This window comes from Candidatus Poribacteria bacterium (assembly GCA_021162805.1).
In the GTDB taxonomy this organism is placed as follows: domain Bacteria; phylum Poribacteria; class WGA-4E; order B28-G17; family B28-G17; genus JAGGXZ01.
In genome coordinates this window covers 1-15,461 of record JAGGXZ010000021.1, presented here as the reverse complement: position 1 = coordinate 15,461, position 15,461 = coordinate 1, and the positions used below count along the sequence as shown (strand labels likewise).

Below are 15,461 nucleotides of genomic sequence, written 5' to 3'. Positions count from 1 at the left end.
TTCAGGTATGGGGACATCGACCACCTCAGCCTTTTGCGGGGCTGTTATTCGTATCGCCTTCATCCCTTCACCTCCATTCCTCCTTAGCACGTTGAACGCTCAATTTCAACCTTTCCACCTCCCTTTGGGGGATATCGTCCGAATACGTCAACTCCTCGACCTCCCCCATCCATCTGCCTTTTGCGTGAAGCAGGGAGACTATTAACCTCCTCCGCGCGGGCCAAAAGCTATACGCACGACTGCCCTAGCGAGAACCTCATTGCAATCAACCACAGGGACGCTCACGTCCTCATTTGAGAGCATGAGAGGGATCTCCGTGCACCCGCAGACGATTACCTGTGCTCCTCGCTCGACCAGCGAAGCAGCACATCGGCGTGCAAATCCGCAAAGTTCACCCTTTAACCCCTCACCCTTCAAGCTGTAAATAGCCTGCATCAAGCGTGATTGCTCACCTTCGTTTGGCGTCAGAACCTCTATTCCAAATCGTGAGAACGCACGCTGATACATGCCGCTTGCAACCGTGCCACTCGTGGCGAGCAGACCCACGGCTTCCGGATGCCCGTGTCCGTTAATGACCGCCTTAGCCACCTCTTCGATCATGTCAACGACGGGAACGGAGACCGCCCTGCGGATTTGATCCAGCACGACGTGAGCGCTGTTGCAAGGCATGGCTATCAACTGCGCCCCCATTCTCTCCAACCTCCGGGCGATTTGACACAGGGCGTCCGCGAGCCCCTTCAAATCGCCCGAAAGGATAGCTTCGGTGCGATCCGGAATGGAAGGGTCGCTTTCAATGATCACGTGTAGGTGGTCACGCTCCGATTTTACAGGCGTCGCCCTGGTGAGTTTGAGGAAGAAATCGGCGGTCGCAAGCGGCCCCATCCCACCGATTATCCCGACGACCTTTTTCATTCGCATTGCCTCCTTAGGGTTCTTTCCCGCTTTTGACGTATCTCTCACATGCGAGTATCAGGGCAAGGCGTTTGATGTTCTTGCTCTGGCGGTTTATCCTGTAGCATATCTCCCAGACCCTCGGATCGAACTGCGTGAGTTGGACGAAGTCGCACAGCACCTCCGACGTGCCGTTCCCCCCCAGCACATCCCCTGCCACCTTCGGATCGTCAAATGAGCCGTTCCACATCACTTTGATGAACGTGTTGGTGAGCTTCCGCATGTCCTCCTCCTCGAAGACTATCCCCGCCTCATATGCGTCTATCATGAAACCGACGTCCATGTCGGCGTAGTGGGTGTGCTCCACAAAGGAAGGTTTCTCACGTCCGTCCCAGTCAGCTACCGGCTCGGCGTAATACCACCAGTATGCGTCGTCTTTGACCTTGAGCAGGCTTTTGACCATCCTCGCCATCTTCGTCGCCACATCGAGATATCGTTTATCCCCTGTTATTTGCCAAAGCTTGATCACCGTCCGACCGAACGCCGTGTATTGATTCATCGGGAGGGATGTCCGCTTCTTTCGGAAGCTCGTCGGCTCCCAGACGAAGAGCCCTCGCCCATCGGGAAACTCAACCCATCGCGCAGGTCTCCCCTTCGTCGGCTCGCTCATCCATTTCCCGAAGAAATGGCGCTCAAGGATGGCGAGATAACCCTCGGCTGTCTCGCCGTATCGCTCTTTCAACTTCTCATCGGAGAGGACGATCTCGATGAACCTGGTTATCGGCATGGTCATCATGCCGTCATGGACGACCGAGTCGTATTCGGGCGCCTTTTGAGGGAGGATCACGAAGGAATCGCCCGGCTCAGGCTGTCCTGAGATCTTGAACCTGAGCCCCCTGGCACGCCAGACCACCTCCCCTGGCTCATACCTTTGCATGGGAAGCCAGTGAAGACCCGGTTTCGAGTGGGGTGAGAGGAGAGCAGGCATCTTCATCTCCTCATCTATCACGATGAAACTTATCTTAGTGAGGAACAGAACCCTGAACCGGTGGTTCACGGTGCGTGTGTTCCAGGACTCCTTCTTCGTTATCTCCTCCTGAACCTCTATCCTCCCCGTTCCCCTGTTTCCGGCAGCGGCGAACGCTTTCAACCTTGCCGGCTCAGGCGTGTAGTAGTTGGTGTGCCAGCTCAGAAAGCCATCGTCATCGTGGTCCGTGAGGAAACAGAGGGCCGTGTCAACATGTCGCTTGAAGATGTCCAGCCATTTGGTGTCGCCTGTGGCGTAGAACATGTTGATGATCGCGTAGAGAATGTGCCCTTCACCCCAACTTAAAGCTCCGGAGTCCCCGGTCTGCGCGGATGAGAGGCCTATCTCATCTATCCTCTCCTCAACCCGCCTGATCATCCACTCCCTTTCCGAGTCCGTCATACCGGTGACACCTGTGCTGATGGCACCCGTTAAAATCAGACACACAAGGCACATCAATACTAACCTCCTTCTCAGACGATACCGAGCAGTTTGGCGGCGTTTTTCCACCTGATCATCTCCTTCTCATCTTCGCTTATCTCCAACACCTCAAGCTTCACAAGCGATGGGTCGGGATACTTGAACGGGATGCCAGTTCCGAAGACGATGCGCTCGGCGCCGATGTTCTCTATCAGTTGACCTATCTCGTTTCGAAGCAGGGCGCTCAGACGTGAGATCTCTATGAAGTAGTTCGGAGGAAGCTCGCTCCCCTTTTGCCCCAACGGTGAGTTGACGAACCCTATCCCGTTTACGAGAACGAACTTCGCCTCCGGGCATCTTCTCACCAGCTCCGCTATCTCATCCAGCGGCACATCGGGCACATCAACCAGCCAGCTGCGCTGACGGTAATCCTCCACACGTATCGGTATAGAGATTACCATCCCCATCTCGGTCGCTCGGTTTACCAGCTCCACGCAGCGGGGGTCTGAAAGCTCATAGTTGTGCCATTTGGGATAGAGCCGCAAGCCCTTCATCCCGAACTCCTCACGGCATATCCTCAGGTCGTCCTCCCATCCGGCATAAGCGGGGTTTATGACGGCAAACGGGATCAACCTGTCCTCGTGCCCTTTCACCTCCTCGAAAAGCTCCTCGTTTCCGGATTGGGCGTTCCGGTAGGTGATGGCGCTTGCGCTTGAGACGATGGCTTTGTCTATTCCTTTCTCGTCCATAAGCTTAAGCAGTTCCTCTGCGGTATTGTATCGCAGACGCCTGAAGGCGAAATGACCGAGATATGCGTTCACATCTATCAGCATCGCACTCCCCTCCTCTCCAAAATCCGCAGCATGTTTTCGCCCAGTATCTTCCTTTTCTCCTCATCGCTCAAGCGTGCCGAGCGTATCTTTCCGATGCCCGCCGTCATGGACATATCGCAGCCGAAAAGGAGACGCTCCACCCCGAGTATCCGTGCCGCCATCTCTATCACACCCTCATCGGTCACGCTTCCGCTCGTGTCAAGGTAAACGTTCGGGACGTTACGCAAAGCCTTTATCGTCCACCCCCAATCCCCTCCTCCGCAGACGTGAGCGCATATCAGTATAGCCTCGGGGTATCGCCGAGCCAGCTCCGCTAACATCCCGCCGTCTGAAAGCCTGGGCTGCTCCTTCACGAAATAATGTGCGTGCCCTGCATGTTGCAGTATCGGGATTTTAAGCTCTATCGCGAGCTCAACTATCGGGAAGAGGACAGGCTCGTTACAGCGATACTCGTTGTAGAGCTTTATCCCGATGAAGCCGTAATCCTCTATGCATCGCCGTATCTCGTCGAGCGCCTCCCTCGTATATCCGGGGTTGACGTAGCAGTAGCCCAGTATCCTGTCGGGAAACCTCTCCATCGCCTCCTTCACCCATCTGTTGCACTCCCGGAAGCTCTCAGGCGTTGAAGGTCGCTGCGGCGGAAGGATGGAGCAGCACAGCTTGTCAATTCCAAGCTTATCCGCCGCCTCAATCAGCTTCCTATCGTCCTCCTCCCACGTTTTTCGGCTATGATGATATAGGTGCGCGTGACAATCTATGACCATCTCCATCCCCTCCCTTACTCAATGTATCTTCTGGGATGCTCCTCAAGCCACCTCACGTATTCACGCAGGGCATCGACGACGGGAAGCATCCTCTCGGCGGTCTCCTCGTATACCTTCAAACCCAGCTCCGGGTCTATCCCAGCCCTCGGCGGTATATGCTGAAGTTCGTGCGTGTAGTGGTATCCGACCATCCCGCCATATCTTCCGATCTTGCGGAAAGCTTCGGGCAGCTCACAGCCTTCGGGGACTTCTTCGTCCTTCAGCTCGCTTAAGTCCGGTATCGCTCTCTCCTTGCCCAGGATTTTGGCGGCGGCATACGCCAGCATCGCCTCCTTGTAGCTGTCGTCGTAGTTCGGTATCTTCTCACGCAATTTTTCGTCGTCAACATATCCCCATGGGTTCAGGTAAACCGCGGGGATGTTTTCGTCCTCAAAAAGCGACCTCACCGCATTACCGATCGGTATCCCGTTGGGTCCGTGGACGCTCACCACGAAGATATACTTGAACCCCTGTCTCCAGAGCGATCGGATGATCGCTTTGAGCATCTGAACCTGAACGTCAATCGGTATGGACACGGCTCCCTTGAAGGTGCTTGTAGCGCCGCTGAAGTTGTAGGTCAGTGGCGGAAGCACGACCCCTCCGCATTTCTGAGCCATCACGACCGAAAAGGCTGTTGCGATGTAGTAATCGCATCCCAAAGGCACGTGCGGTCCGTGCCCTTCAACCGGACCTGTCGGCAGGAAGACGGGTGCGCCTCTCTCTATCGCCTCCCTTGCCTCACGCCACGTCATCTCGTCAAGGAAGACCTTCTCGCTCATTTTTCACACCTCCTCAAGCAGTTTCAAAATCTCGCTGAGGAGCTTCTCGCCCGCTCCCCTTTCCAGGGTCGTCGTCTCAGGCTCGTATCCCCCTTCGTCGTATGCGGATGAGATGGGGACGTAATTGAGCGAGTCGTTGCAGAGGCTGATCGCAAAGGCGTCCTTGTGCTTCTCCTTGATTGAGAGACCTATCTCCACGAACACCTCTCCGGGGAGACATGCGAGCTTGAGAGTCCCCAGCCGAACAGCTTTGATCTCCGTCTCAACCGCTCTCTCCCCGCCGGTCTCCTCGGCGAGCAGGAGGGTATGCTTTGCTTTCTGGAGTTTGCCTTTAAGGGCGCTTATCTCAGGATATGGTGCACCCTTGCGCTCCGCCTCAGCTATCGCCCTCTCGGTCTCCTCTATCTCCCTTCTGAGCTCGTCGGGAGAAGGGAGGGGCTTGAGCGGGAGTTTGACGGAGTTGCTTTTGACACCAAGCTTTACATTCGAGTCGGTTTCAATCCCCTCGGCGACCTTTAAGACCTCGGCCCCGAGCGCCGTCCCTATCCATCTTCTGGCATCCCCCTCACGCTCTATCGGGACGATGTTCCCGGCGCATCCGAGCGAGAACATGCACGTGCCTCCTCTCACCTTTTCAACTGCCCTCATGGCATATCCAGGGTAGTCGGCGGAGATGGCGTATAGCCTATCAACTCCGCAGACGGGGTGGCATGCGAAGTTGATGACGGTCGCTATCGGCTTGCCTTCTGCATCGTCGATCCTGATGACCCCGACATCGGGGTCGGTAGGACCGAAGGTCAGCTCCCTTGCTTCTTCGGGCTTGGGCGGTCTCCATGACATCACCACCTTCCCATCGGGACGCTTCGTCCTCCTGTTGAAGACCAGCTGCGGTGCCTCTCCTCTCCCCCAGCCGAGCTTCGCATCCCTCAAAGAGCCGTCGGCGACCCTGATAGCCCCTGCGATGAGCCTCACCGCGTTCTGGACATAGCTCTCGTGGAACTCCTCCTGCGCCTCCTCTGGAAGGTAGTTGAGCCTCCTCAGGGCTGGTCCGAAATGGGTGTGGGATGCGCAGATTATGACGTTCCCCTCCGGGATGTCGGTTTTCCGCCGCACGATCGACTTTATCTCCCCGGCGAAGTCGGAGGGGATTCCGACGAGGTCCGTTGTGACGATGGCGAGTTTTGTCTCGCCGTCGTCCAGGACAAGGGCTTTTGCGAAAAGCTCGTCGTCAACCGTCTCACATCCCCTATCCCTCCCGCTGTATCCCGCCATCGGGAAACCTATGGGAGGGGTGATGTTCACGGTGCAAACTCCGGCTTTAATGCCCATGTTCTCACCTCGCTTTCATGTTAAAGCTTTTTCCATAATCACATCAAAACCCCAGGGACGTTCGATCCCTCCCTTCAAGCTATATCCAAGCTTCTCATAAAAATTAATCGCCCACTTTGCGCCGTCTACGACGATAAGCCACAGCTTCTCAAGTTTTAACTCTTCAGCTTTCCGCTCCAGATGCCTCACCAAAGCTGTTCCTATCCCTTTCCTCTGGTATCCCGGAAGCACATAAACCCATCGAACCCTCCCGATTTTCCCACCTTCAACCTGTAAGGCGGCAACCCCGACGATCCTACCTTCAGCTTTGTATACGTAAAACTCCATCCTCTTAAAATCGTCGAGGAGCTCCTCTGCGGACACAACGGGTTCTTTGAAATGCTCCTTCGGTATCACGTTCCTGTAAGCCTCCCTGTTGCTCGTGTTAATCACGAAGAGAATCCCTTCAATATCGTCAAGGTTTGCTTTCTCAATACAACCGACTTTCACGAGCTCCGATGCACCTATCCTTTCTTTCCCCTCACGCCAGCCATCCCTGGCGTTGTAGTAGATGATGGTCCTCCCCTGATAGTTTAGCACAAGATCAAGCTGATACACAAGCGCCCTCTTCCAGCCATCCGTGGGAGGGATGATCGGGTTGAAGGGCGCATCCGTCCATTTTATCCCATCGTCCGATGCCATCAGGCATATCGCCGAGCGGCTCCTACCCTCCTCATCCCTGTAGATCCCATTGTTGAGCCCGATGAACCCCCCTTCCCGGCGAAAAACTTTTAGCGCCCCTGCGCCAAAGTTCCTGTATGGCACCTTCGGGTCGGGCTTAATTATCGGCTCGCCGTGTTTCCTGTAAGGTCCGTAGATCTCATCTGCCTCGGCGAAACTCACATACTTCGGCTCCTCGTAACCGCAGTCGTCAAGCCACACCGTCCCGCCCGAGTAATAGAGCCTGTAGGTATCCCCCACCTTGACCAGGCATGGGTTTCTGACCTGGACCCGCCTTCCCTCCCTCTCCCACGAAAGCTCCGGTCTCAGAACCACCCTCTCATCGCCCCAGTTTTCAAGGTCGTTGCTTTCCCTTGCGCAGATGACCGTGCAGCCGCTTTCGTCCGCCCTGGTGTAAAAGAGGTGCCATCTACCGCCCTCCCTGTGAAGATAGACCAGCCCCGCCCATCTTGCAAACGATGTGATGGTTCGCTCAAGCTCCCACCTCACACCGTCTTCAGAGCGGAAGCGGTAGATCGCGCCCCTTCCGGAGGCGAACATGTGCCAGTAACGGTCGTGCTCTCCGGGGACGATGACCTGCGGGTCGCCTATCACATACCCGTTCGGCGGCTCTATCAGCGGGTTTTGCGGGAAATCCACCCACCTTTCGGGTCCCCAATCGGGGAAGGTTATTTTCATGTTCGTTCCCTCCTACCATGAATTATGATATGCTATTATGGCCAGAAGTTGTACATCGGTTTTCCGATCGCCACACCCAATAGGCTCCAGATTCCCCCGACGGTAAAATCCCCGAGTATCAATCCGATGGCGAAGGAGTAAAGTCGATGCGAAGCTTTTCTGCCGCCGAACCTCAACACGAGCCATTTCACCGTGGAGCTGATGAGCATACAGCTCCATAGATACCTCATCCCCCAATCGCTGGATATGACAAAACCGAGCGGATGAAGAGGCCACCAGAAGAACCTGGACCTCAAGATCATTAAGATCACCGAGAAGAGGAAACCCCACAGAACTCCCATCGCCGGACCGTATCCCGGCGAGCTGGGATAATACAGCCATCTTTGAAGCCCGTTGAAAACCCGCCAGCCGAAACCCGTTGCCCACCCTCCGCCTCTCACGGCGCCGAACTTATAGAAAAGGTGAAGGATCATCCAGAACGTCGCTAAGGAGCCGAGGACGATCATACTCATGATCCCTAAAGAGAGCTTCCTCACATCGATCCCAGCCATATCCGCCAGCTTGAAACCCTCCATCTGATGCGGCATCGGGTTGCTTGTGAAGCTCCTGTTGAACCATCTATAGATCGAGATGGCGATCAGGTTGTCCTTGCCCAGTGCTCTGGTGCCGATGAGCCTGACTATGACGTTATGCGGGGACATGTTCTCCATAGCGTGCACGGGAAAACCCAACTCAGCCCGCATCCTGGTTATGAAGATCAGTATGATCAGATGAAACCCGAAGAGAAGGGGGATCAACCAAGGCGACATGCCTATCCTGATGGAGAAAAACGTCAGATACGCTAAGCCCAGGATGAGACCGAGCGTTGATAATTTATAGACCGATCTGAACGTTTCGATCAGATATCTCCTGCCCCTTATCAGCAGGAAAAGGAAGATCCCGATAGCAGCCCCGAAACATTGTTCGTCGTAAAACGGAAAACCCCTCACGTTGATGCCCACAGCACATGAAGCCACGAGCTCCATCTTATGGAAGATGAAGAAGAACCAGCTTGAAAAAGCTAAATCGAGCGGCATTAGAAAACCTAACCCTATGACGAACGGATAAAAGGACATGCTTATAGGACCTATAGCGCTCCACGGTTTTTCGGTGAACAGATGACCGAACCCACGCCATCCCCCGATCCGCTTCACAGGGATAGAGGGTATGACCGGATATAGAAAGCTCAGACCGTTTATCAGATCGATGGACGCCGATATGGAGAACCCCAACATCACAGCCTTATCGGAGAACAGCTTTCTCTGATCGGTGCAGATCCTGTAAGCCAGTTGGGCGATAGGATAGGAGAGCCTCTCACGTTTGACCCATTGTTCCCTGAAGATAAGGTTCAAGCATAACATCACAAGCCCGAGGAAACCCGTGAAGATCGTCCAATGTATGATAGGGGTGATCCAAGCTCTGATGTGCCCCATCGTGTATAACGTGGAATCCCCCTCATAATATCCTTTCAGGACATCTCTGTCGGCGACGAAGAGCCATCTCGGCAATTTATCCAGGAACAGCTCCTGCCACTCGTTTTCAGGCGTAGCGTAGTAGAACGGATGACCCAGAGTCGTGACGAGGAGGGTCATGAACGTTATGGAGGGCAAAGCACATGCCATGCTCAGAAATGTGTAAAAGGAGAGAAGTTCGGAGGAGGTGAAAAACGTCCGATTGAAAACCTTTTCGAAAAGCGAATTGACCGAGATGAGGAGGAGCAGGGAGAATATCACGTTGTAAAAAGGCACAGCATAGGTGTTCAGCGCATAACCTACCAGACCGGTCTCACCGACGATGATCCAGTAGAAGTTCAAAGGGATAAAGAGAGTGGCAGTGAGGAGCGGTTTCCATATACTCCCACCGGTTTTAAAGGCGGACCGATCGATCCGCCTTTCCCTTTTTATCATCTAACCTTTACTGAAGCCCAGACGATCGGTAATTTCCCCTTAGCCCTCACCGGCGCCGGACCTTTCATAGCCTCCTTTATCTCGCCAGCCGAAAGCGCACGGTTGTATATCCGCACCTCATCGATGGCGCCGGGGAAGAAATCGGTTGGTCTGCCGAAGTCATCGGCGCCTATCCACAGCTCCAGATCGGAAGGAGCTATCGGTGGGACATCCTTCCTCTCCCCCTCCAACTCGCCGTTTATGTAAACCCGAAGGATCCCTTTGTTGTAAATCCCGGCGAAATGATACCATTTCCCTATCTTCCACTCCTTCGTTTTCGATTCGACGAAATCGTTTCTCGGCTTCACCAACAGCTCTATGGTGTCCGGGTCGCCGAAATCGAACATGATGAAATACGAGTTGTTCTTCGACATCACCCGACGTCCCGTCAACGGTTCAGATGGCTTGAACCAGAACATGACCGTCAACGCTTCGGTCAGATCAAGCGATTTATCGTCCGGAACGGCTACGTAACCGGTTTCGCCGTCGAACTTCAGAGCTGATCCATATACCCCATCGACCCACTCGACTTTGCCGACGAACTTGCCGTCGTTACCGTTCCCTGAGGCATCTTTGACCGTCTTGCCTCTCCCTTCGTCAAACGGCCAATATCCTACCAGCCCCTCCTCCACCCCGGCATATGATGAGAACCAGGGTATCAGAAGGCAGAACGCAAGGATAATATACCTTTGCATGTTCCCCACCTCCTGTCGAATTCGTTCCTTTTTAGGTATTATAACCCAAGTTGCTTTTCCCTTACCCTTCGGCCTTGGGTTAATAGACCCGCACCTCATATATCCTAGCGGATCTATCCCCGTTAGTGGTTCTGATCTCCACCCGTATGGCATCGGAGCGCAGTTTGTCTTCAAATTTGTGAACCCGTTTCCTGAGGTAGTTGCCTTCCACCTCCAATATCGTCTCCCATCCTTCCCCACTTCTGATCATCACGGCGTAATCCCTGACGCACTCCTTGGGAGGCCGAAGAGGGGTGAACTCCCTGAAATCGCACATCAAGAACGTGTCGAACGTGAGGTGTATCTCCTCAAACTCGATCTCCTCGTCAAATTCCAGAGTTAAACTCTGTGGCAAAGGTCGAGCCGGATCTGATATCCAGATATTCGGCCACTTCTCTGGCCTTGAGACGCCGTTCACGACATTTTCAGGCTCAAACGGATAGGACGGCGGATCGATCCTCATGGCGAGGTTGATACGGCTCGAGACCCACCGTTTCCAGTTCGCCCTCCGGTAGATCGAGGCGACCCCTGGCATCGGATCGGCTGTGGACCATTTAATGCCCTCACAGGCTTGAGCGTTTATCCTGTAAAGCCCCGGTTCGATCCCATCGAGCTCCAGCGGTATCTCAACCCATCCGCTCGATTTGGACGGCACCTCCACCTCCACGACCTTAAACGGTTGGGATTCACCGTTGAAATGCCATATATCCCCGGCTTTCAAGAGCTCGATCTTCAAAACAGCGCTGTCCTCCCTCGATGAGAGGAGGTGTAAGCTTATCGAACCGAGCCTCTCCGTCGAGACGGGGAAGATCTGAGCTCTATGGATGTTCAAATCGACCGCTCCGCCGTTAGGCTCGAGGGAGAGCTGGGCGGAAGAGGTGGCGGTCACCTTAGCCCCCCTGGCTTTGTCCTCCGGATCGGCGTTCGGCATCTCCAGTATGAAACAGTCGTCTTTGAGCAACCTCTGTTGAAGCTCCGTGATCCTCGTTTGATAGAGATCCCTCGGGGTGATACCGTATCTGACACACATAGCTGCAGCCGTTCCGGCGGCCTGCCCCATCACAGCGCAGGTGAGCATCAGCCTGGTCGTCCCCAAAGCCACATGCGTGACCGAGATGTTCCTGCCGGCCATCATCAGGTTTTCGACCTTTTTGGAGTAAAGGCACCTGAACGGTATGCTGTAAAGCTCTACCCTGAGCTCATCGGATCTGTCGGGATCGCCGCAAAGGGGTTCCGGAGGCTGATCTTTAGCGAGTATACCGCCCATGGTGTGTATGTCGATGAACCATCCGCCGTAGGCTATCCTGTCGGGGAAGGGGGTGTTATTGCGCACATCGTTTTCGGTCAGTATGTAATCCCCGACCAACCTCCTGGTCTCCCTTTTGCCGGGGATGAACCCTATCCACTCCAAAGCCATGTTCTCAGCGCCGTGATCGCCTCTGTTTTTGATGTGATCCCAAACTCCCAGCAGATGTCTCAACGCCTCGTCCCTTATCTCCTCGTTCTGGTCGATCGTGTTATAAGGCCAGCCGACCTCTATCCACCAGAACCCACCGAACTCCTTCCTTCTGATATGATGGAACCGTTTGTAAAGTGATTCCTCGGTCGGGTATTTCTCAGACCAAGGAGGTGGGGTGAACTTCACGGGTCTTCCGACGTCTCTGGCCAGGAACATCAATGAACTGCCCTGGGTTTTGCCGTCCGCTTTTTGGGGTGCGAGCGACTCGTTGAACTCCTCCCTCGACTCCCTGCCCATTCTGAAGGGTGCCCCGGCGGCAGCACCGACCGTCCCATCGCCGGTACAATCGATGAATATCCTACCTTTGATCCTCAGCTTCCTCTCCGAGCCTAGTTGTTCGCAGATGACCGCCTTTATCCTCTCACCCTCCATCTCCACCCCCCTGGCGGATGCGTTGAGATGGTAGGAGAGGTTCTCCTGATCACGAATCTTCTCGTAAAGCACCAGGTCCCAGATCGAATTCATCATACCCGAGTCGGTTCTGGCATGGTTCCTAACCAGGTTTTCAAGCTGTATCTCCTCGATTATCCCCGTCTCCCTGGCCCATGCTCCTCCGTTGGTTGCCCCTCCGGGTGGGACCCTTATCTCGCTTGAGGAGTTGCCTCCGAAGACGGGTCTGTCCTGGACGATAACGGTTTTCGCCTCGTTTCTGGCGGAGGCTATAGCGGCGCAAACCCCCGCCAACCCTCCCCCTATCACTACAACGTCGTACTCCTCCTCTATCACTTTACCTATGCCTCTCCTATCCGGCATCATAAACCTCCTGGGTGACTTCCTCCCACCCCTGAAAGGAGATAGGCTTCCTCCTTCATAGAAGCGGCTTACATCGGAGGAACAAGGAGAAAGGGAATCCGTTGCACGTTCAGCGTTTAACGTTGTAACGTTTCCCACTCCCGGTTCCTCGTTCCTTAACCTTTGCAGATGCTATCTTCTCCAGAGGCTTAACTTCGGACCGGTCCAGCCCTAGGGTTTTGTGTCAAAGGTATTATACCACAACCGAAGATAAAAACAAGCCGCCTTTCATCCCACCCTTAAAAGAGTGGGCTTTCCCGGCGGCTCTCGTAAGTCCTATGGGATTGGCGACTACCATAAGCAAAATGAAGACAATGTGACAGCAAGGAAGTTCGGATGCCCCCGTGCATGTCAATATGCAATTCAGTTTGAGAGGAGCAGGAGCCTTCCAGCACCGGTAACACCCTCCAATGTCAGCCATCCGTTGGCAAAAGATGACCTGAGCTCCCTTCCATCTAATGTCGCTTGGTTGTAGTTGGCGGATGAACGGATTTTGAGCGTAACGGGTTTTGAGACGCTTATGTATCCTGAGGCTTTACCTGCCTTTCGGAAGTCCAAGGCAAGCACATTGACAGGGGCGGATGCCTTGAGTTCAAAGTCCTTAAGCGATATTTCCTTGCCACGAGCGAAAAAGATGACGTTTAACTCCCCCTCGGGAGAGAGTTCGTAAAAGAGTATATCGGGGTAGAGTCCCTTTGTAGCTGGTTCGGGTTTCAAGTCCTTGAGTTCCACGACGTGAGTCTTGCCGTCCTTGAAGGTCAGACGTGCGCCACGCTCGGTCCGCCCAAATGACACATCGTCATTTGGGTCGTTCATGAGGTCGGGATAAAGTATGGCGAGAAAGGAGGCATGCCTTACACCTTCTTTCCGCAGGACGAGATACTTGTTGCGGGCAATGGGTCTAAGGTAGCCAAGCCATCCGTCACCAGTTGTAACTTCAACACTCTGTGGAGAGATGGGGAAGAAGGCTCGGAAAGCAACATCCTGCCCATCAGAGTTCTGAATGACCCAGCGTGCTTCAACGCCTTCAGGCTTTCTTTCAACGGTGAGATTATTTGCCTTACGAACAGCATCCACCGATGCAGGGCTCTGGACGAAATCGCCAAGGCGCCTTGGGTTGAGGTATGGGTAGCGACAATTGCCGTTGAGGACGAATTCGTAAGTGTGAACGTTGTCCGTCAGGCTCTCAAGCCGATCGGCCACTATGAAATAATGCTGAGCAGGCGATGGAGAAGTGTGTGGAAATAGGACGCTCCGACGATGGTTCAAAACGCATGTTTCTCCCCTTTCGTTCCTGAATTCCCATTGCTCAAGCACGGATTCGCCGAAATCAAAGAATTTCGTGGTAAAGGTGTTACGAGGGAAGGGGGCGTTGGGATACACATAGGGCGACTTGTGATAGGAGCGCGGTCTCTGACCATCAACCAGTATCATGTTATGAGCGTAACGGCTGCCACGACACCACCCCCTTACGAGGTGGATTAACCGACCGGCGGTATTTCCGTAACCTGCGTCAATTGCTAAGAAGGCTCGCTTCGCATACATGAGGAAGGAGTTATGGTCTCCCTGGTCGTGACTTGCGGAGGTTGTGGGGAAATGTTTCGTGTTGAGACACAGGTAAGCAGCGTCAGGAGACCAGTCTGAGCGGAAGACGAGGTAATCGCCGAGAAACTGTGTCGGCGTCCAAGGTGGGGGTGAGGAAGGGAGTTTATCCTTCTCCGGCGTATCAAAGAGAAGGAATAAACACCCGTAATGGCTATCCGGCAGGGTCCCTCGGGGTATGTGAGTTTGCGTCTTCCAATCCCACATTGCCGCCGCCCTGGTTGAGGGGGCAGTATATAGCGAGACATAGAGCACCTGAGGGATAGTGGAAGTCGCACGATTGTCGTTGATGGGCGGGCACCAGCCGTTAGGCATCCTATCCCGAAGGAAGAGCTCGTGCATCTTTTCAGCGAGCGGATAAAGTTCAAAGGGGCTTGCGCCGATGTTCTCAAGAGCAAGCCAGCACACAGCACCGCTCCTGCTCTCCGCCATAGCCATATAGCCGTGCCCCTCACGGTAATAGCCAAATGGGGTGGTCATCTCCCTGAGGATTTCTTCGTCTATCGCATTGAGACCGAAGTGTAACCACTCATCCGCTTTGGGATGACCGGCAAGCGCCAACGCTCCGACCACTATCGCGCAAGCCTCGATGTAGCTCCCCTGCGTATAAGCTCGCCTTCTGACGGGATAGAAGGACTTCTCCCTCGGCGGAGGTGGCCCCTTACGGGACCTCGGGTCTGAGTTCGACCAAAGCTCCTTCACCCGCTCCTCGACGGCTCTGGCGAGCCTACGGCGGACCTCCTTGTCCTCCTCCGGTGACAGCCTGTCTGCTATGAAGTCATAGGTCTGAGCGTAAAAAGCAATCGAGCACGGAGCATCGCTGAACCACCCGCGGTGGAACTGCCACATGGTCATCAGAAACTTCTTCGCTCTCGTAAGCGTGCTGTCTTTAACTGTGACCCACTGATCCTCTACCTTCTTCTTCGGCTTGAAATCTGGCTCGACCAGCGATAGAAGTCCATTAGCAGCAGCGACGAGGGCGCGCGGTTCCTCCAACCCCGCCACACCGGAGCATTCGTCGGGCTCTATCCAGCCCGCGTCCTGTTTTATGTCCTCGTAGTATCTCGCATACCACTTTGGAGGATTCCCGAGCCACCTTCTCAACTTTGAGATATAGTCCCGCCTGAATAGCAAATACGGGTGAGCCTTTCTCACCTCCCCCACAACAAGGGTTCTCAACAGCCAGTTATCATCCTTTCGGGTTTCAGGAATTTCCCCATCGGGATCAGCGTAGGCAACGAAGCAGTGAAAGCCCTCGGTCGCCCGCCAAGTGAACGTGAAAGGAACTTCCTTCATAGAGGGGATGTCGGCTGTCTTTGACCCGATGACCTTGCCGTCAACCTTCAACT

Annotated in this window: 11 protein-coding genes; all 11 read right to left on the bottom strand. The window is 54.4% G+C overall.

What is annotated here, in order from left to right; all coding sequences use genetic code 11:
• Window positions 1-201: 201 nt before the first annotated feature.
• Window positions 202-912: an amino acid racemase gene (locus tag J7M22_01770; GenBank protein ID MCD6505329.1), complete on the bottom strand. Its 711-nt coding sequence runs from the start codon at window positions 910-912 to the stop codon at window positions 202-204.
• A gap of 13 nt (window positions 913-925) precedes the next feature.
• Window positions 926-2,374 carry a hypothetical protein gene (locus J7M22_01765; protein MCD6505328.1) on the bottom strand — a complete coding sequence of 483 codons (1,449 nt, stop codon included), beginning with the start codon at window positions 2,372-2,374 and terminating at the stop codon, window positions 926-928.
• Window positions 2,375-2,391: 17 nt separating this feature from the next.
• On the bottom strand, window positions 2,392-3,171 hold the full coding sequence (locus J7M22_01760; GenBank protein MCD6505327.1) for an amidohydrolase family protein: 780 nt from the start codon (window positions 3,169-3,171) through the stop codon (window positions 2,392-2,394).
• A complete protein-coding gene (locus J7M22_01755) occupies window positions 3,165-3,941 on the bottom strand; it encodes an amidohydrolase family protein (protein ID MCD6505326.1) in 777 nt (258 codons plus the stop codon). Before J7M22_01755 ends, J7M22_01760 begins: the two co-directional genes overlap by 7 nt.
• Window positions 3,942-3,949: 8 nt before the next feature.
• Window positions 3,950-4,753: a creatininase family protein gene (locus tag J7M22_01750; protein ID MCD6505325.1), complete on the bottom strand. Its 804-nt coding sequence runs from the start codon at window positions 4,751-4,753 to the stop codon at window positions 3,950-3,952.
• A gap of 3 nt (window positions 4,754-4,756) precedes the next feature.
• Window positions 4,757-6,082: a neutral/alkaline non-lysosomal ceramidase N-terminal domain-containing protein gene (locus J7M22_01745; protein ID MCD6505324.1), complete on the bottom strand. Its 1,326-nt coding sequence runs from the start codon at window positions 6,080-6,082 to the stop codon at window positions 4,757-4,759.
• Window positions 6,083-6,097: 15 nt separating this feature from the next.
• The gene (locus J7M22_01740; protein ID MCD6505323.1) at window positions 6,098-7,480 is read right to left on the bottom strand and encodes a GNAT family N-acetyltransferase; all 1,383 of its coding nucleotides are present in this window, start codon (window positions 7,478-7,480) and stop codon (window positions 6,098-6,100) included.
• 35 nt (window positions 7,481-7,515) lie between these two features.
• Complete coding sequence (locus J7M22_01735; GenBank protein ID MCD6505322.1) at window positions 7,516-9,426, bottom strand: hypothetical protein; 1,911 nt, start codon at window positions 9,424-9,426, stop codon at window positions 7,516-7,518.
• Window positions 9,423-10,160 carry a LamG domain-containing protein gene (locus J7M22_01730; protein ID MCD6505321.1) on the bottom strand — a complete coding sequence of 246 codons (738 nt, stop codon included), beginning with the start codon at window positions 10,158-10,160 and terminating at the stop codon, window positions 9,423-9,425. The genes J7M22_01735 and J7M22_01730 overlap by 4 nt, the downstream gene beginning before the upstream one ends.
• 79 nt (window positions 10,161-10,239) lie before the next feature.
• Window positions 10,240-12,471, bottom strand: a complete 2,232-nt coding sequence (locus J7M22_01725) for an FAD-dependent oxidoreductase (protein ID MCD6505320.1) — start codon at window positions 12,469-12,471, stop codon at window positions 10,240-10,242.
• A gap of 402 nt (window positions 12,472-12,873) precedes the next feature.
• A partial coding sequence (locus J7M22_01720) for a heparinase II/III family protein (protein MCD6505319.1) occupies window positions 12,874-15,461 on the bottom strand: 2,588 nt, incomplete at its 5' end.